At 35.3% G+C, this 18,459-nt stretch carries 15 protein-coding genes, 1 tRNA gene and 1 pseudogene; 7 read left to right on the top strand and 10 right to left on the bottom strand.

The annotated features are described in order from the left end of the window. The first annotated feature begins 481 nt into the window (after nt 1-481). On the top strand, nt 482-679 hold the full coding sequence (locus ACR65M_RS23195; protein ID WP_099361783.1) for a hypothetical protein: 198 nt from the start codon (nt 482-484) through the stop codon (nt 677-679). A gap of 130 nt (nt 680-809) precedes the next feature. Beyond that, a complete protein-coding gene (locus ACR65M_RS23190) occupies nt 810-1,766 on the top strand; it encodes a processed acidic surface protein (protein ID WP_341330556.1) in 957 nt (318 codons plus the stop codon). Nucleotides 1,767-1,805: 39 nt separating this feature from the next. Here the strand turns inward: ACR65M_RS23190 and ACR65M_RS23185 are convergent, their stop codons facing one another. The 4 genes from ACR65M_RS23185 to plsY form a co-directional block, all read right to left on the bottom strand. Then, the gene (locus ACR65M_RS23185) at nt 1,806-2,717 is read right to left on the bottom strand and encodes a DMT family transporter (protein ID WP_341330555.1); all 912 of its coding nucleotides are present in this window, start codon (nt 2,715-2,717) and stop codon (nt 1,806-1,808) included. A 90-nt stretch (nt 2,718-2,807) separates the two neighbouring features. Further along, nucleotides 2,808-4,709 carry a beta-propeller domain-containing protein gene (locus ACR65M_RS23180; protein ID WP_440274526.1) on the bottom strand — a complete coding sequence of 634 codons (1,902 nt, stop codon included), beginning with the start codon at nt 4,707-4,709 and terminating at the stop codon, nt 2,808-2,810. Nucleotides 4,710-4,853: 144 nt separating this feature from the next. Continuing rightward, nucleotides 4,854-6,452, bottom strand: coding sequence for an aminotransferase class V-fold PLP-dependent enzyme (locus tag ACR65M_RS23175; RefSeq protein ID WP_341330553.1), 1,599 nt, complete (start codon nt 6,450-6,452; stop codon nt 4,854-4,856). Between the two features lie 16 nt (nt 6,453-6,468). Further along, nucleotides 6,469-7,038, bottom strand: a complete 570-nt coding sequence (gene plsY, locus ACR65M_RS23170; RefSeq protein ID WP_341330552.1) for a glycerol-3-phosphate 1-O-acyltransferase PlsY — start codon at nt 7,036-7,038, stop codon at nt 6,469-6,471. A 187-nt stretch (nt 7,039-7,225) separates the two neighbouring features. On the opposite strand from plsY, the gene ACR65M_RS23165 reads away from it, so the two are divergent. After that, nucleotides 7,226-7,297 (top strand) — tRNA-Ala (locus ACR65M_RS23165). A 73-nt stretch (nt 7,298-7,370) separates the two neighbouring features. Here ACR65M_RS23165 and ACR65M_RS23160 read toward each other — a convergent pair. Next, on the bottom strand, nt 7,371-8,285 hold the full coding sequence (locus tag ACR65M_RS23160; protein ID WP_341330551.1) for a TetR/AcrR family transcriptional regulator: 915 nt from the start codon (nt 8,283-8,285) through the stop codon (nt 7,371-7,373). Between the two features lie 375 nt (nt 8,286-8,660). Between ACR65M_RS23160 and ACR65M_RS23155 the strand changes: the two genes are divergently transcribed. Then, nucleotides 8,661-10,145: an aldehyde dehydrogenase family protein gene (locus ACR65M_RS23155; protein WP_341330550.1), complete on the top strand. Its 1,485-nt coding sequence runs from the start codon at nt 8,661-8,663 to the stop codon at nt 10,143-10,145. A 60-nt stretch (nt 10,146-10,205) separates the two neighbouring features. Here the strand turns inward: ACR65M_RS23155 and ACR65M_RS23150 are convergent, their stop codons facing one another. Next, on the bottom strand, nt 10,206-10,820 hold the full coding sequence (locus ACR65M_RS23150) for a YitT family protein (RefSeq protein ID WP_341330549.1): 615 nt from the start codon (nt 10,818-10,820) through the stop codon (nt 10,206-10,208). A 249-nt stretch (nt 10,821-11,069) separates the two neighbouring features. Beyond that, entirely contained in the window at nt 11,070-11,570 is a 501-nt protein-coding gene (locus tag ACR65M_RS23145; protein ID WP_440274525.1) for an N-acetyltransferase, read from the bottom strand. Between the two features lie 284 nt (nt 11,571-11,854). Between ACR65M_RS23145 and ACR65M_RS23140 the strand changes: the two genes are divergently transcribed. The 3 genes from ACR65M_RS23140 (at nt 11,855) to ACR65M_RS23130 (ending at nt 14,251) form a co-directional block, all read left to right on the top strand. Continuing rightward, nucleotides 11,855-12,352, top strand: coding sequence for a glucosaminidase domain-containing protein (locus ACR65M_RS23140; protein ID WP_440274524.1), 498 nt, complete (start codon nt 11,855-11,857; stop codon nt 12,350-12,352). Between the two features lie 358 nt (nt 12,353-12,710). Continuing rightward, nucleotides 12,711-13,475: a CPBP family intramembrane glutamic endopeptidase gene (locus ACR65M_RS23135; RefSeq protein ID WP_341330547.1), complete on the top strand. Its 765-nt coding sequence runs from the start codon at nt 12,711-12,713 to the stop codon at nt 13,473-13,475. A gap of 95 nt (nt 13,476-13,570) precedes the next feature. Continuing rightward, a complete protein-coding gene (locus ACR65M_RS23130) occupies nt 13,571-14,251 on the top strand; it encodes an SIMPL domain-containing protein (RefSeq protein WP_341330546.1) in 681 nt (226 codons plus the stop codon). 220 nt (nt 14,252-14,471) lie between these two features. Here ACR65M_RS23130 and ACR65M_RS23125 read toward each other — a convergent pair whose 3' ends face one another. The 3 genes and pseudogenes from ACR65M_RS23125 to ACR65M_RS23115 form a co-directional block, all read right to left on the bottom strand. Beyond that, nucleotides 14,472-15,626, bottom strand: a complete 1,155-nt coding sequence (locus ACR65M_RS23125; RefSeq protein WP_341330545.1) for a mannitol-1-phosphate 5-dehydrogenase — start codon at nt 15,624-15,626, stop codon at nt 14,472-14,474. A 6-nt stretch (nt 15,627-15,632) separates the two neighbouring features. Next, complete coding sequence (locus ACR65M_RS23120; protein ID WP_440274523.1) at nt 15,633-17,720, bottom strand: BglG family transcription antiterminator; 2,088 nt, start codon at nt 17,718-17,720, stop codon at nt 15,633-15,635. 98 nt (nt 17,721-17,818) lie between these two features. After that, nucleotides 17,819-18,244, bottom strand: a pseudogene (locus ACR65M_RS23115) (PTS mannitol transporter subunit IIA); the annotation flags it as partial. Between the last annotated feature and the right edge of the window lie 215 nt (nt 18,245-18,459).

Below are 18,459 nucleotides of genomic sequence, written 5' to 3'. Positions count from 1 at the left end.
ATTGATTGCTCAATAGTTTGTTACTTTAGAATTAAACGTTGACGCTTGTATTGTGTTCAGTTTTCAAAGAACTTTTTCTGTCGCCCAGAAGCGACTTTTCTAATATAACATTTTTAATTTTGAGTGTCAATTCTTTTTTTTTAAAAAGTTTTATATCACTCATTCAATTTCTATGTCGCTTGTTTTAGCGACAAGAATTAATATACCATCTCTTTTAACCTTTTTCAATACCTTTTTTTTAAAAGTTTTAAGGATTTTTTAAAATGAACTATCTTCTCTTTTCTCTATTAATTCATCATGTGATAAAGCCATAATTATTATACAAGAAATAGTTTTAGGATGAAATACTTTTTATAAGTATTAGTAAAGCTGGTTCTATTAAATTTTTCAAACCATCTATGTCCTCTATTATTTTATTCATATTTACTAGAATGACTCATATATTTTATTAATAGTAATGGAATTGGAAGGAGGAAAGGTTTTGATTTTTGACTTTTTGCAAGCAGTAGGAATGTTTTTATCATTGGCTATGTGCTTATTTTTGTTTTCATTCGTATATATTGAAGGCTTGAGAATAAGTAATAATGAAGGAAGAATCGAGGCCAGCACTTTTATCACTTTTGTTTCGTCTATCATTATGGCCTTCGTTTTTAGCTTTTTTGCTAGTTCATTTTATTAATTTCAGTTTTTAATCTGGCATTCCATTCTTTTGGATGTCAGTTTTTTATGTCTATTCTTCTCTCATATGCATTATTTGGTAAAAGTTGAAAATACTAGACCTATGAATATAATGGCTTGGAGGAAGAGGAATGAAGAAGTTATTGCTAATTGGGGTTATTTTTTTATTCCAGTTTTCGTTTTTATCTAATGTTGTGTTTGCTGCGGTAACCCCTGAGGAATTAAAAGATTATACTTCAAAAACAGGTTTTACTGAGAGTGACCTTGAGGATTATTTAGCAATTTATGATTTGTCCGTAAAGGATTTTGAGACTGTTGATGAATTGGTTTCCTATTTAGGCGAACCTGTTAACAAAGAGACCATCCAGACTCTATTATCAAAACATAATTTAAATGAGGATGAGTTACAGCATATCCTCGGTGGTTTTGGGGAGTCAATCCATGATTATTTATTTATTAAGGACCTCGAAACTACGGTTAACTTCTATTTAAATCATGCTGAGGTAATAGTAGAGGCAGAGCGGATGCTCTCAGAAATTGGATTAACGGAAGATGAAATTGATGGTTTATTTCTTCATTTTTTAAGTCTAAATGATATAAATCTTGAGGAAAATATGAAGTCTCTTAGTTCTAATTTAGAGCAATATTTCTCCTATAATAGCTCAGAGGGATTATCGGCAGAGCAGCAAAAAGAACTTCTCGTGATGTATGATAAAATGATTGAAATCTTTGAATTACAGCCCCGGTACTATCTATTAAAAGATGGTGTTAAGGAAGCTGTAGCATATAATAAGCTTCTCGAGAAAAGTTCACTTGATGGGGCAGAGCTTTTAGTTGAACTTTATCGGACAAATGATGAGTATTTGCTGGATCTTAAGGTTTCCGAGGATATGCTAGCTTCTGACTTTATCCTTGTACGTGGAGAAAAGTTACTTACGGTAGCAACTCTGGCTACAGAGATGAGTGTAAAAGTTCAGGGGAATAAGCTTCCTACAACGGCTAGTCCTTATTCCAATCTACTATTAATTGGGGCTTTATTAATAGTGATGGGAATCGGCTCCGTTTTAATGACTCGAAAATTCACTTAAAAATGAAGCCATGTCTACGCCTATAGACATGGCTTTTCTTTACCCAACACTTTGCTCCGATAGTTGAACCCGCTGTTTTTTCTTCCTTTCACCTATGGAGTATAGCCAAATACCCAGTATTATAATGACTCCTCCGAATATCTGTGTATGGATGATTTTTTCTGAAAGGATAAAATATGCTAGTATCGCAGCACCAACTGGTTCAAATAGGATACTTACCGAAATGGTTGAGGTACTTACCCATTTTAATGACCAATTGAAAAGATTATGACCGAGTAAAGTTGGTACAATTGCTAGTAGTAAAAAGTACATCCAATCTTGGCCTGCATATCCACCTAATGGATATTTGAGGATTACTACATATAAGAATAAGGTAATTGTACTTATACTGTAGACAACGAATGTATAGGTGACAAGCGTTAGGCGTTTTCGTACAGTTTGCCCAAATAATAGATAGGCTGTAACCATTATGCAGGAAACAATCGCTAAAAAGTCTCCATATAACGCACTCCCACTTATTTGGAAATCACCCCAACTAATAATGATGCTACCACATAAAGCTAAACAAGTACTTAAAATAGCACCTAAGCCTATTTTTTCTTTAAACAAGAAATAAGTTCCGATAAAAGCAAAGACAGGCTGCATTGTCACAAGAACAGTCGAGCTAGTTACTGATGTGTAGTTAAGTGATTCAAACCATAGTATGAAATGTAGAGCTAAAAATACCCCTGAGATACTAGAAAAGAGCCAATCTCTTTTCTTTATCACCTTCAGTTCATTTCTATATTTCCATAAAAAAACAGGAAGCATCAGCAGAACTGTAAAAAATAGCCGGTAAAACGCGATAACGGGTGCAGGAGCATTTGCTAATTTAACAAAAATAGCCGAGGTGGAAACCGCAACAGCACCAATGGCCAATACTAAGTATGGATTTATTTTCGGTTGATTCATGTTTGTCCCTTCATTCCTTATATAATCTTATAATCTTATTCAGTATATAAGATAAATACCAAAAAAGGATAGAAGAAATTCTACCCTTTTTTAACGCAATGAAGATTCAGTAATTTGCTCATAGTTTTTTAAGTTATATGCAGAAATTTTTGTCGGCGAAATGGCATATAAAGTATCTTCGATGGTAAGGACTCGTTGAATCTCACCTTCCCATGTTTCATATGGGCCAGGAACGTCATGTGAGAGCTTTGCTCTTAATTCAATTCCTTCTAAATTGATATCGTACACATAAGCTCCCTGAAATTCGAAGCTTTGCTCGTACTGTTTTCCTTCTATATTTTGAAAAACAGTAATAGGGAATGCAAAAATTCCTTTTTCCTTATTAAATAAAAGAGCTTTATGATCATAATTTAAAGGCGAGTATGTTCCTCTACCACCAATGATTTCGGTAAATTTCTCCTTTGGAGCATTCACATCTCGAATATCAAATAAAGAAATCTTGATCCCATCGGTATACACCCTTGGTTCACCTGTACTTGTTTTATCAGCGACAACCTTTGTGTCATGACCAAAGCCTATTATATGGTTTTCATCATACGGATGAAGATAATTACTAAACCCTGGTATTTTCAACTCACCTAGTACCTTTGGTTTTTTGGGATTGCTAGCATCAATCACAAACAATGGATCGACTTGTTTAAAGGTGACAATATAGATCCGTTCCCCCATAAATCTTGCAGAATAAATTCGTTCTCCTCGAGCTAAATCACTTAAGGAACCAATTTGCTTTAAATTCTCATCATAAATATACAAATTATTCGCTGAAGGTTTGTTGGCATTCCAAGTATCTCCTTTCGTTGTAGCTACCCGGAAAGTACCTTTGAACTCATCCATTGAAAATTGATTTAAAATCGTTCCTGGTACTTCAGTCGAACTATGGAATTCGACTTTGTCCTTTTCCACTGAGAATTTATACAAGCTCGTATTAGGAGAGTTATCAGCCCCACCCTCCATAAAAGGTACGGCATAGTAGTTTGAAACCGCAATATAAATGTTCTCCTTTGACATGTACATTTGATTTCCACTACCTATATATGAAGTAATCGTGGCTTCTTTTTTAGGCTCATTCAAATCGAATGCCGCAATTAAAGTGAAATTAGTTTCTTTTGACCCTGGTATATATTTAATGCTTTCATATGGGATCAGCGTGCTTTCATCTTTTAGTGCAGTATCAGAAAAACGTGGCCTTAATTCAACCTCATCGGCCCTCATGTCTTCCATTATCCAATAATTTGGATAATGATTAGATACTAAATATACGTAGCTGTCTACTCTCCGTGACGTTACATGATTGCCTTCCACTTCTACCCTACGTATTTCCTCGGGATTACTTGGATCATTTATGTCATAAATAATGGCTGTTGTAGCTTCAAAATGTCTAGGAGGGTATATCATCTTTCGCTGATTTGGATTTACTTTAGGTGTACTATCACGGAATGTATACCCAATTACCACGAGCTGGTCTTCATACAAAAATAATTGGCTTGGTGAAAATGAGTGTGTGAATGGTATGGATTTTATTAAAGACATTTCCTTTGCAGGTGCTGCTTTAATGATATTGAGCTTTCCATCAATGATTTGAAATATATGTTTTCCATCTGTTTTTACAATGTCTGCTTCATCAACACCCTGAACCTGTGTATTCGTTTCTGAATGATCATTTCCCCCTTCAGTGGCTTGATCAACTGCAGAAGATTCATTCGTTACAGACATATCTTCCCTAGCGGTGTCCCTTCCGAAAATACTAAACCTTCTATTCCGTTTTTCTTCCTTTAGTGCTTCCCGAAATATCTCTTGGAGTTTTTCTTTTGTAACGGGTTGGATTTCAGTATCCACTTGGCTGACGATGGCTGGTTTTGAAGCCGTAAAAAATAAAGTCATGGCCGTGATTATAATAACTGAAGCAAGATAAATGAACCATCTTTTCTTCATCCATTTCACCCCTTTTCCACTTAGACGAAACTTGGAAAGAAATGTTACATAAAAGAAATGCTGAAGGCACCCTTCTGCCTTTCGAAGTAATTGGCTTATACCAGAGAGCCAATAGCGCCTAAATCTAGAAAAAAAGAAAACCCTCTATACCGAAGGTTCTCCTAATTTTGTATATTGATTTAATAATAACTCAAACACGCGTAGCATTCTTACTATTTTCTTTTCATCGTGACTGCTTATGCAGGAGATTTGAATCCATCTCTTTTCTTGTAAATAGCTGCTTTCATAGTGAAGGTAATACCCCTGAAGTGCCATATCATCTCCAAAGTCCTTTGAAGAAATATGCTTTGGTAGTAATACCGTCATGATTGCAGGTGACGAAGATTCTTGTGGTGTTAAAATTTGTAAACCAAGACCTTCAAGATATTCACGAATCAACTTGTATCTTGTTTTTATTTCAGAATAAAATTCATCTTTTTCATATTTATTAAGAGCTTGATTTAATGCCTCTAGCAAGTTCGAGGAATGGGAATATGGAATACTTTGATTAATGGCATACATTCCGAGATCTAAATATCTTGGAATTGTCTGATTTGGCTCGATTTCATGATTATGGAAGACAAATGAGAGTCCAGTGTAGCCACCAATTGCTTTCCCGCTCACACCTGATGCTAAATATATATCCTTGAAATCAAGTTTAACTGCTCCAATTGTACTAATACAATCCAAACATAGCTTGATATTGTTCATCATGCAGATTTCTTTTAAATTTTCATAGTTTATAAGCATACCTGTAGAGGTTTCGCTATGGACACTCCAAAGCCATGTATACTCACCTTTTTCAAGTTCACTCTGAATATCAGCCTCTGTAAGAGGGGTTCCCCATGTTTTTTCTAATCTTGTAAAAGTTAAACCAGCTCGATTTGCATGATCAATTAATCTTGAACCAAACTCTCCATTGCTAATTATTAGGCCTTTACCCCCTAATACAGATAGCTGAGCAGCAATAACATCATTTGCTAAAGTACCAGATCCAACTAAAATTTCGGCATGCTTTGAGTTTGTCATTTTACATAATTTCTCTCTTACAGACTTCATTTGAAACAAAAATTCGTTCGAACGGTGGGAAATTGGCTCCTCTGCAAAAGCCACTTTTACATTCCCGCTTATTTTAGTTGGGCCAGGCAAAAAGCTAACAGGTTCTTTTAATATTCTCCCAGCCAAAGATTCATCGAAGGTTTGTTTTGTTAAATACATTGGCCAAAACGATGCAGTTGACGTCCCAGTTAGAGATGCGAATGGTTTGAATCCCAATTGACGATATAATTTTTCTTGTCTTGTTGTTCCAGAGATTAAGGCGACATCATAGCCTTCTTTCAAGCAATAATTAGACATAAGCTGGGCAAGACCGAAGAAAATCCTCCCATTATTACGATATTCTTCCTCAACAGCTAGCAAACGAATTTCACAAGGACTATTTGGTTTAACTGGCAGTTGTTCATCAAGATTTGAGAGCTTATGATCAAGTGAAAACGGTCTGTTTGCCCTTACAGCAATCATACCCACTAATTTAGAATCCTTTACGCAAATTAAATACGTATTTTCATCATGGAATTTATCAATTAGCATTTTTTCTTCATTTTTTTCATGCTGTGGAATTTCTTCAACAAATGTTTTGTAGTTTAAACGATGGATTTGATTAAATTCTTGTTTTGTCCGTGCTATTTTATATACAAATGTCACGTTGGAATCACTCCGCTTATTTGTTTTTATTCAATAATTTTTCCTTTAGGTTGTCACGATGTGCCACTAATAATAGGGCGATTACAATAAAAATAAGGATACATTCACGGATGGAATAATCCATGAACCAATAGATGACTGGTACAGTTAGAAAGGCAGACATTCCAGCAATTGTAAAGCTTCTTACTATCAATAATAAAAGAAGGAAGATCCCACCAAATACTAAAAATGGTTGATAAGCCAATACAACTAATCCACCTGCCGCGGTTGCTATTCCTTTTCCGCCTTTAAATTTGAGGGTAATTGGCCAAATATGTCCGATAACGACTGCGATTAAAGCGAGAATTTGAATTTCAAATGAAAAATTCAAGTATTTTGCACCTAAAACTACAGCCATCCCTTTTAAAACGTCACCAATGGCTGTTAGCAAAAATCCCTTCTTTCCTAGCAATCTACCAGCATTCCGAGCCCCTACGTTCCCACTTCCGAGCTTGCGAATATCCTCGCCCTTCATAATCTTCATGACGACATATCCGGTCATAATCGTTCCTATAAAATAAGAAGCTAATACATATAAATAACTCACAAGTCCACCACCATTTTAGGTTTAATCAATTTTACCATTTATTTCTGGTTATTTATATCAAAATAATATGATTCGTTTACAGCTTTTTTAATAGATTATATGAAATTTTGGACAACCTCATGCAAAAAAAACGAATAAAATATTGTCTATTAAAAAGCCACATGATATAATTTTGCTAAATTCATACGGGGTTGTAGCTCAGGGGGAGAGCATTTGCCTGGCAGGCAAAGGGTCGTGGGTTCGATTCCCATCAACTCCATCATTAAAGTCACTCTTTTATTCCACATTGAGTGACTTTTCTTTTTCGATAAAAGCAGAACAGACCCGTTCAGTTAGGATTGGGTCTGTTCTTGGTTTAAGATATGCTCTCTCACAAAGTGAGCAAACTGAGCAAGCTCCTCGGTTCGTTGAAGCTCCTTGCTCATCACTAGTGATAGTAGTGAGCTCTCGATGAGAAAAAGACGTGGAAGTTTGTTATTCATAGCTTCTTCTTGAATGAAGTCCACTAATTGATGAAATTTTTCCTTTTCAGGTTCATTTTGATGAATCTTCATAATTGCCTTTTTCAAATCATTTGATACTTCGAAAAATTGATTTTGAACATTCTTTCCCCCTGCATTCTTTTGAGGCAACCATGTTTCTAGTAACTCAGGATTCAATAGCTTACTATTTGTCTTATCGACATCATCGACTAAAGTTATTAAGCGATCAACACAATATTGAATGATGGCTTCATGATCAACTTTCGGACCGTATGTAAAAAAGTGATACTGAAATGATTGTTGTAGCATTCCGGAAAAAAGAATGGCACAATCCAATAAATACTCACGTTTCTCTTCACCAAATAAGTCAATAAAACGAAAATAAAGCCATCTTAGTTGCAATAATTGAAATTGTTTTACAAACTGCTTTAGGTCTGGATCATTCGATACGAGCGCCTCTTCAATTAGTGCATAAAGTTTGTTTTGCTTATTTAGACGGAAAAAGAGACCTAGTTGTTTACTAAAGATATCAATATTCGCAAGGTTTTCGCCTATTAATAATTTATTCCGTTCTTCTTCGTTTTTGATTTGTATTGAGTTAAAAACGGCCATGAACAGTTCGCTTTTTGAAGAAAAATAGTTATAAAAGGTCCCCTTTGAAATCCCGCTAGAATCTAGAATATCTTGGATTGATGTGGCTTGGAAACCTTTTTCCATAAAGAGTTGATGAGCCTTTTCTAAGACATATTGTTTTCGTTCATTCATGTTCAATCCCTACTTTTGTACTACCATTTTTTAAATTTTATAGTATATGATTTAAATAAAGAATTCAAATAACACATGGAATAACTTTTGCAAATTCGAAATTATTTCAACAATTTTGTTAACCGCATTTGCTTCTACATTAAAACTTCCATCGTATTTCATGATGCTCCATGCACAGTAACAATTCTTCATTTATACATTTAATAGTAGAATAATTGATTAATCAATCATCCCTTGTGTCGAAAAAACCCGTCATGAATTGTCGGAATTTTTTACCAAAAGTTGGTTGATTACTAGTTTTAAAATGTTAACATTAGTATTGAAGGTGTTTTTAGCACCTGTATTGCTAGTTTCATATTAAAAAGGAGGAAGAGAATGAGCCAATTAATTTTTGCATTACGAGAAAAGGTTGAGTCATTTTTAAGAGGGACTAAGAAGCTTTACATCAATGGAGAATTTGTTGATAGTGCTTCTGGTAAAACGTTCGAATCCTATAATCCAGCTACCGGGGAAGTTTTAGCAACTGTCAGTGAAGCTGGACCAGAAGATATTGACCGTGCGGTAAAAGCTGCCCGAAAAGCTTTTGATGAAGGCCCTTGGCAAAAAATGTCCGCAGCCGAAAGAAGCCGTATCATGTATAAACTGGCAGATTTGATGGAGCTACATAAAGATGAGCTAGCACAGTTGGAGACATTGGATAATGGAAAACCGATTCGTGAAACATCAAATGCAGATATTCCTCTAGCAATCGAACATATGCGTTATTATGCTGGATGGTCTACGAAAATTGTAGGGCAAACTATTCCTGTAAATGGACCATTCTTAAACTATACTCGTCATGAGGCAGTTGGTGTTGTGGGACAAATCATTCCATGGAACTTCCCTCTATTAATGGCAATGTGGAAGCTTGGTGCAGCCCTTGCAACTGGTTGTACGATTGTATTAAAGCCAGCTGAACAAACTCCTCTTTCTGCTCTTTATTTAGCAGAGCTAATGGAAGAAGCAGGATTCCCAGCTGGGGTAGTAAATATCGTTCCTGGCTTTGGTGAAACAGCTGGTCAACCTCTAGTTGATCATCCATTGGTTGATAAGATTGCATTTACTGGTTCAACAGAAGTAGGAAAAAGCATTATGGAAAGAGCCTCCAAAACATTAAAACGTGTAACATTAGAATTAGGAGGAAAATCTCCAAATATTATTTTACCTGATGCTGATCTTTCAAAGGCAATCCCTGGTGCATTAAATGGGGTTATGTTTAACCAAGGTCAGGTATGTTGTGCCGGGTCACGTGTTTTCATTCAAAAGAAACAATTTGATAATGTTGTGGCAGACATGGCAAGCCATGCTGAAAAGATTAAACAAGGGGCAGGTTTACATTCTGATACAGAAATTGGACCGCTTGTTTCAATTGAACAACAAAATCGTGTTTTAGGATATATTGAAAAAGGAATTAACGAAGGTGCAGAACTAGTAGTAGGTGGTCAAAAACCATTTGAAGAAGGCTATTTCGTATCGCCAACTATTTTTGCGAATGTAAAAGATGAAATGACAATTGCGAAAGAAGAAATCTTTGGTCCTGTTATTTCGGCAATGCCATATGAAGACCTTGATGAATTAATTGCACGTGCAAATAATTCTGAGTATGGTCTTGCGGCAGGTGTATGGACACGAGATGTTGGAAAAGCACATTATATCGCAAACAACCTACGAGCTGGTACAGTATGGGTGAACTGCTACAATGCATTCGATGCAGCTTCTCCATTTGGTGGCTACAAGCAATCTGGTATCGGCCGTGAAATGGGATCCTATGCCCTAAATAACTACACAGAAGTTAAGAGTGTCTGGGTTGCTATGAATTAAAAAGAATAGTGCAATCCACAGAAGGCGAGAACCACATTGAGGGTTCCCGCCTTTTTTTAGTTAAAACGTACTTGTATCATGTTTTTGAATTTGCGTTTTTGGTAATTGGACCTTATATAAAAGATCGATAATCCGTGTGCTTATAAATTGACTAACGAGCGCAAAAATAATGATTTTCCAATCGACGATGATTCCTGTGGTAAGCAAAATTGTACCATTAATGGCAAACAGTGTTTTTCCTGGTGAAAACCCTTTAAGTTTTGAAATGATTAAAGCCAAAATATCCATTCCACCTGATGATGCACCCATTCGAAATAATATCCCAATTCCAACACCAAAGATGATAGAACCTACAATTAAATCTACGATTACATTTGATATTGGATTTGTTATCAATGGAGTGATCAGACGGATGGTGAATGCTGTAACTGTGACACAGTACAGCGTCCAAAGCGCAGCATCTTTACCAAGCCATTTAATCGCTGCAAATAAGAGACCCGCATTTAGTACCCAAAGCGTAATATCAAAAGGAGTACCCGCTAAAAAATTGACCAGTACTGAGACACTCGCAGCTCCTCCAGTTGGAATATAATGCGGGAATAAAAAGGTTGCCATTGCAAAGCCCTGAATGATTGCTGCAATTCCAAGTATTAGACCTTTGTTTATTATTTTCATGACGTGAGCTCCTATGACTAAACCAGATTTTATTATTATGGTACCATCTTTTATGAAAGTTAAAAAGTAACTAACCACCTTCAAATCTTGCTAATAGTTCATATGGTCTCACTCTATATGCTTCATATGGCACATAATCACCCTTTTATCGCATCAAAGTCATCAATCGTTTGGGACATTTAATAATTCCATAATAAAAAGACCTGCTTTACCGTAAGATAGCTGGTAAGCAGGCCTCTTTCTTTTTAATTAATCTTTCCAAATAATTTCACCCGATTTTGTTGTAGGATCGATTTCAACTTCGAAATCGTGTTTTTCATAAAAATAGATCAGACGATCAACATGGTCCCAGTCTCTTTTTGCGATATCACCTGTAATAACAGGGATGTTTTGTTCTCGCGCAATCTCCTTTAAATGATTCATGCAAATTGAACCATAGCCCTGGTTCGCAGGTCCTTTGATATCACCGATATGAATTGCATGATCTTCATCTTTGTATTGTGCCTGAAGTGAGAAATCCCAGTTACCTCTATAGGCTGTGTCACAATCATTCACCATGATTTGGCAACGATTTCCATCATCAAAGGCAGATACAATTACCCATTTCTCATCCTTTGTTTGGTCAATACCGATGATTTGATGCTTTTTGGAGATTTCTTTAATGTTATCTTGCATACGAAAAAGCTGAAACTGTAAATCCTCTAAATCCTGTTTGACCTCTGACGGGCTCTTGTTCAGATCCTCTTTCATTAGCAAACTTTGAAAATACATGACTAACACCTTTCATTGTATATTTTTTGCCTTAAAAGCAATTTACTTCCATTTTATTGATAAAAATGGGAAATGTTTACGTTTTTGACAACGAACATACAATTTCTGATTATACTAGACTAGTACTATATTTGCAAACAACCTATACCATCTGTCATCTTTTTATAAGATTGTTATAACCTCTTTGTAACATAACTGTCATTTTACTATGTTAGGATAGTTCCATAAGTGGGAAAAAGGTCTTATGAAGGAGGTAGGATACTTTGAAAATTTCAAACCTTATACTCAAAAAACCAGCTCTTATTTATATAATTGGTGTTGTAATCATTATAGGTACAAGTATTTTCGCTACCATGCAGCATTCAAATGCTGAAACACTTGAAAAGAAAGACACACCAGCAATCAATCCAGTACAAGAATTAAAGAAAGAAAAAATAAATAATCAAAAACCGCAAGGCGAAAGCAAGCCTGTGCAAATGGCTTCAAAAAATTATAATATAGAACAGGAAAATACCATTACTGGTTTAGAATTGGACAAGCATTTAAAGGGAAATTTAAAGGGTTTAGGACCAAACTTTGTAAAGTCCGGTGAAGAGCACGAAATTGATCCTGTATTTTTAGCAGCATTAGCTGCTCAGGAAACCGGTTGGGGCAATTCTGATATTTCAACCTCACCTTGGAATAATATTGGAGGCATAACATGTATGCCCGATATTTACGCTGATGTTTTTGGTGAAGATTATCCAAACCCTGGTTGCTAGGAACTAGTCGAAGGTGGAACAGAATGGCAAAAGTTTCTTTCTATTGAAGATAGTATCCATTTTAAAGCAATCTATTTAAAGAAATACTATGTAGAGAATGGAAATGAAACAATTGGTGAAATCCAAACAATCTATGCTCCAAATCAAGCAGCGAATGACGCCACTGGCCTAAATAATCATTGGGTAAAGAATATTGTATCCATTATGAATAATGTTAAAGAAGATCAAGTATGATTAAGGTGCCTGAAAGGGTACCTTTTTTTGTTGAGTTAAAAAAATAATAATGAACTTTCTCATCACTTCATTCGTATTATCTACGGAAAATAAATGATAACGATAACGAATGAGGGGGCTCATTATGACAGAGTTTTTTATATTTTGGATAGCTGCATCAATTGGGGCAATCGTGGTTATGCCCTATCAGTTTAATATGTTAAAAGGAAAAATTGAGGAGGATGCAAAAAAGAATCCCACTAAAAAAATTCCTCCTACTCCCGTACTTGTTTTTATGAGTATCATTCAAAGCGTTGTATTATTAGGAGTATCCGCATTTATTGGAACATGGCTCGCTCCGAAAGTTGACTTACATTGGTGGCTAATTGATTCCTGGTTAGTTGGGAGCGCTATTCCATACTCCATTTCAGGGGCCATTCTACTGAGTATTGTGATTGGATTTGTTGCATCCATTATTATCATCGGTTTGGATATTCTTTTCATGAAAAAGATACCTAATGTTCAAATGGATGAACCTTCAAGATTTCAATCGTTTTTGGCTTCTTTCTATGGTGGAATCTCAGAGGAGGTTTTAACCCGCTTATTCTTGATGACCGCAGCGGTTTATGCATCAAGCTTCTTAGGGCTTGGAGATCTTTCATATTGGATTGGAATCATCTTTGCTGCCGTTTTATTTGGCGTAGGACATTTACCAGCTGCTTTTGGAGTTTTCGGCAAATCAAAAATCGTGATCATCCGTACAGTTTTACTTAATGCCATACCTGGAATTTTGTTTGGGTATTTATATTGGAAGTTTGGAATTGAAATCGCGATGATTGCTCACTTTACAGGGGATATTTGTTTACATGTCATTTTTGGACCATTGTATAGAAAAAGAATGGCAGGCTAATCACGAATTCGTGGGCTTTATTTTTTTGAATGCACACAGAAAGGTTCTCGAAGTAATACAATACCAAAAAGATCATTTTGGGAAGGAGCTCTTCTATGTATTATTATGAACCGTGGATGATGCGTTCACAACCTAAAAGGAACAATAGTACGAATACACATAGAATGAAAGTGAATGGTGAGGGAATTGTTACAACTGCGCCGAATATCGCCACCATCACATTGGGTGTCATCACAGAAAGTAACACAGTTACTGAAGCACAAAATGAAAATAACCAACTAACAAAAAAGATCATAGATTCTATATTAGCACTAGGGATACCAAATGAACATATTAAAACAGTAGATTTTCGAATCGACATCATATATGACTATGAAAACTCTAAACAGACCTTAAGGGGCTACCGAGTCACTCATATGTTACAAATATCCGATGTGGACATCCAAACTGTGGGTACCGTTGTGGATACAGCCGTTCAGAACGGAGCCAATACGGTGACGAATATTAATTTCACAGTACGCAATCCACGCATTTATTATGAACGGGCACTTCAGAATGCCGTTCAAGATGCACAAGATACGGCAAGGACAATCGCCAAAAAACTAGGAGTTGCACTTCAAGAGGTTCCCCTTCAAATTAAGGAACTTTCACAGCAAAGCCCACCTATTCCGTATCAAACTGCAATGTTTGCCAAAAGTGAGGCTGCTACACCGATACAGGCTGGGGAATTGACAATTACTGCTAGGGTGGAAGCGACCTTCTTATATACAGTTTAGAAATAAAAGGCACTGAATTCGGCGCCTTTTTCGTTCTTGTTTTAATCAGTTTCTATTAAGTCCCGGAAGTAATGGCATGCAGGTTTAATTATTAATAACTAATCAGCACCATTTCAATGTTATGTAGTTTTGAGTGTTTAAATAGATAAGTGGTATATTTTTTGGATTCTCTTATTGCTTTTAAAAAAAGACTCAATCCTATCGGATGAGTCTTATCTTATTATTTACTATATTGTACTTTAAATTCTTCGTATTTCTCAATGATTACTTGTGCGATCTCATTTGTCTCGTCTAACTTGCATATGTCTTTTAATACAAATGTGACACCTTGGTCTTGAATCATTTTTTGTAATTCAACTGACTCAGGATCATCCTTAACGTCAAATAACAGACAGGCTGCCGCTGCACTAGCAAGGTTTCGGTAAGACAATCCAAGCTTTTGGGCTTCTACCATCGGTTTTATTAACCTGTCATTTGGTCCTAGCTTACGGAGAGGAGAGCGACCAACGCGCGTCACATCATCATGTAAATGTTTATTCTGGAAACGTCCTAATATTTTCTCAATATACTTTTGATGCTCTGCTTCATGTAATTGATAACGTTCTATTAAGTATGATCCTGTTTCTTCAATGGTTGATTTAACTTTCTCATAGATAGTTGGGTCATTCAGTGTTTGATCAATGGTTTCTTTATCTGCCAAGTAACCAAAATAAGCAGTTACGGCATGTCCAGTATTTACAGTAAATAATTTTCTTTCAATAAAAGGTGCTAGATCTGTAACTTTGGTCATTCCTTCAACCTTTGGAATATCCAAGGTTGTTTCAACAATCCATTCAAAATAGGGCTCTACTAAAACATCTAGAGAATTCTTATTATCTTGTATTGGTACAATCCGATCTACTGCTGAATTAAAATAATATACTTTATCTGTCATTTTTGCGATTTCATCCTGGCTAAATCCTTTTTGGATATAACCTTTTAATAGCTCTGTTGCTGAGATTTGATTTTCGCAAGCAATTACATAGACTTTTTCGTCTGTATTTTCAATCCGAGTTTTCAAGCCCTTTGCAATTAAGGGAGCAATATGAGGTAAAATATTTGGACCAATTGCAGTTGTGATATAGGTTGCTTCTCCTATTGCCTTGATTACCTCTTCTTCTTGTTTCATATTGTTTAATCCCGAAACATGGTTAATTTCTGTCACTTGAGGAACATCTTCTGCTGTTATGACTTTGTATTTTCCATCTTTATTTAATTGGTTGATAATCACATCTGCTATGTCAACAAACGTTACGTGATAACCTGCTTGTGAAAACAATGCCCCAATAAAACCTCTACCGATATTTCCAGCGCCAAAATGTACTACTTTTTTCACAAAAATTCATTCCCTTCCAAATTTAAGCTGTAAGAAGTTTAAAAATGTTTCTTCTAACTTTATACGTATCATCTTTTCATTTGCAGAAGAAAAGATCATTATATTTTCTTTATTTTCAACTATAGTCGTACTTACCATGCTTATAATTTCTAATTCACCATCATTTAATGTTTGTGGAGCAAGAAGCAAAAGAATAGTATATACTTCCATTTCCTTACCATCCATGCCTACTAACTTGTATGGGGAATCCAAATGTGCGATTTGAAAAATGAGTTCTTTTACACTGTCATGTCGGCAGTGAAAAAGAGCCATACTTGTTTGAGGAATCCCCAATCCTCCTTTTGCTTCACGTAGCTTAAGCTGACGAAAGACATCCTTACTATTCGTTATTCTTCCTCTTTGCTTTTCGTATCCTAGCATCTTCTGGATAAGAAGATCATAGGAGGACTCATTTTTCATCTTGTTTATGGAAAAATTGCGAAAGATAGCACGAATACTATCTTGACAAATATCTACTTCATCCATTAAAGCAGTAAGAGATGTCGGACTTTTAATTATCTTCTGTTGCTCATTTTGTTTCGTTGGATAACTAGAATGTTTAGTAATGTTTTGAACATGAGTGCGTAAATATGCTTGAATTGACTCAATGTCTTTTTCATAAAGTAGTGGATTTACATAAACATAGTCAAATTTTTCTTGTAGCGGTAGTAAGACAGTCGAGACAATGATTTGATATTGACTCCAATCCATAGTATGCATTTCTTTTAATGAAATAATATCGGTTGAAGTAATCTCTGGTACCTCTTTTTTAATACGACTAGCCAGCATCTTTGAAGTACCAATTCCCGTAGGACATATGATTAAAGCATGGATCTGAACTTCCTCTTTTTTTAATTCCAAAGCTGATCCGAAATGCAAGACAATATAAGCAATTTCATCATCATAAAATGGAATCTGGGTGAAAATCTTATTAACACTTGTGTGTACAGCCATAAACAAAAGAGGATACTTTTGCTTAATTTCTTCTGTTAAAGGATTAAAATGAGTTAACCCTTTAGTCATTCGATAAATTGTTGGTTCCATATGAGCCATAAGCCCTTGAAACAAAGAAAAGTCTGCAGATAAGTCAACATTCAATTGCTCAGAAACATCATAAATCAATTTCTTAACTGAGCGACTAATGAGGATTTGATCATAGTATGTATTCTCAGTTGTTACTATTTTTGAACCTCTAAAAACAGTTACAAAATTAGAAATTTCATGATCGTTTAACTCGATAGATAATAAATTTGATAATTCACCACATATCTTAATCAGAAGTGAATATTCTTCAGAATTCTTTATTCGATCAACATCTTGTTTTCGTTCAGAAAGAGTATGTCCCTTTTCAATTCTTTGCAAGGAAATACAGATATAGATGATGAACGCAATATAATCACTATCCGCTAATTTTATTTCTGATTGATTTATGTATGAATATACAATTTTATCTGTTGTCTTTAAGTAATCCTTTTTAAGAAAAAATAAGATTTTGTCATTTTGTAGCCTATCATTGGAAAGTAAAAATATGCTTTCAATCAGTTCTTTATTAAAATGAATGAGTAAATAACTAACGAAGGCATTTCTTTTGTCTTCTTCTAATCCGTCGATTTCAATTCCTACGCCTTTTTTACGATTAAGGATAATATCGTAGTTTTTCAACCACTCCATCAAATCATCGATATCTGTGCCCAAGGTTGTTATTGAAATGCCTAGCTCATTTGCTAATGGAGCTAGTTTTATGGGGCCATCTGCATCTAATAGTTTAATATAAGCAAGTAATCTTCTTTCTTCTATTGTAAAATCGATTGGTTTAATCTTATTCAATTCTTGAATCAGTCGATAAAAGTTTTCATTGGTTCCAACTATCGATAACCCGTTATCATTTTCTACCGATAAATCAAATTTCTTTAGAATCTTTTCTATGCTTTTAATATCTCTTTGAATGGTTCTGGTGCTGACATGCAAAAAATCAGCAATGGAAGAGATCGTATGATTTCCACTTTTTTTTACCATTAGGTCAACTATTGCCTTCTCTCTTGCTGTCATCATCATGTCCATCAACTCTTTTCAATCAAAATTATTCGATAAATGATTGAGATTCTTCATAAAATGGAAGAAGAAAGATGCATGTTGCATCTTTCTTGCTTAACTTAATTTTCAAATGAAGCTCCTATAATATCTAGGATTTCATCCGCTGTTTTTGCAGTTGCCATTTTTTCAACGTTTTCCATCTCAGAACAGGTAATAGCAATTGCAGACAGTATTTCTAAGTGTCCGCCATCCTTTCCAGCAATTCCAAAGATTAAACGAACTTTTTGTCCATCATAATCAATTCCCTCTGGAACTTGAATGATGGTAACACCTGATTTTCGAACACTCTTCTTTGCTTCATCTGTACCATGAGGTATCGCTACATCGTTCCCCATATAGGTAGTTGTTATTTTATCTCTTTCAATCATCGCTTCAATATAGGATTCATCTACATAACCACCATCTGCTAAAACCCTTCCTGCAAATCGAATGGCTTCTTCTTTAGAAGAAAATTGTTGATTTACGAAAATATTTTCTTTCCTTAAAACATCTTGATTGCCTGATGGTGACTGATCTTCTACCTTCTCATCACTAGGGGCCTCAACAACAACATCCTCTGTTTTTAGACGTTGGATCAATTCATCATATTTGGGACTCGATAAAAAGTTATCAACTGAAATATGATATGTGGACTAACCTAAAATAGTGAGACAATATAAAACACCTCCAAAATGGCAATACTTGAGATAAGTATTGTGAC

This window comes from Ferdinandcohnia sp. SAFN-114, assembly GCF_059415045.1.
The sequence above is the reverse complement of the archived record's forward strand: the minus strand, read 5'-3'. Positions and strand labels throughout refer to the sequence as shown.

Coding starts and splice junctions, on each gene's coding strand:
- ACR65M_RS23145 (WP_440274525.1), bottom strand. CDS start 11,570: ATGAAAGAGGATCTGAACAAGAGCCCGTCAGAGGTCAAACAGGATTTA.
- ACR65M_RS23160 (WP_341330551.1), bottom strand. CDS start 8,285: ATGAATGAACGAAAACAATATGTCTTAGAAAAGGCTCATCAACTCTTT.
- ACR65M_RS23120 (WP_440274523.1), bottom strand. CDS start 17,720: ATGATGATGACAGCAAGAGAGAAGGCAATAGTTGACCTAATGGTAAAA.
- ACR65M_RS23180 (WP_440274526.1), bottom strand. CDS start 4,709: ATGAAGAAAAGATGGTTCATTTATCTTGCTTCAGTTATTATAATCACG.
- ACR65M_RS23150 (WP_341330549.1), bottom strand. CDS start 10,820: ATGAAAATAATAAACAAAGGTCTAATACTTGGAATTGCAGCAATCATT.
- ACR65M_RS23135 (WP_341330547.1), top strand. CDS start 12,711: ATGACAGAGTTTTTTATATTTTGGATAGCTGCATCAATTGGGGCAATC.
- ACR65M_RS23155 (WP_341330550.1), top strand. CDS start 8,661: ATGAGCCAATTAATTTTTGCATTACGAGAAAAGGTTGAGTCATTTTTA.
- ACR65M_RS23190 (WP_341330556.1), top strand. CDS start 810: ATGAAGAAGTTATTGCTAATTGGGGTTATTTTTTTATTCCAGTTTTCG.
- ACR65M_RS23185 (WP_341330555.1), bottom strand. CDS start 2,717: ATGAATCAACCGAAAATAAATCCATACTTAGTATTGGCCATTGGTGCT.
- ACR65M_RS23130 (WP_341330546.1), top strand. CDS start 13,571: ATGTATTATTATGAACCGTGGATGATGCGTTCACAACCTAAAAGGAAC.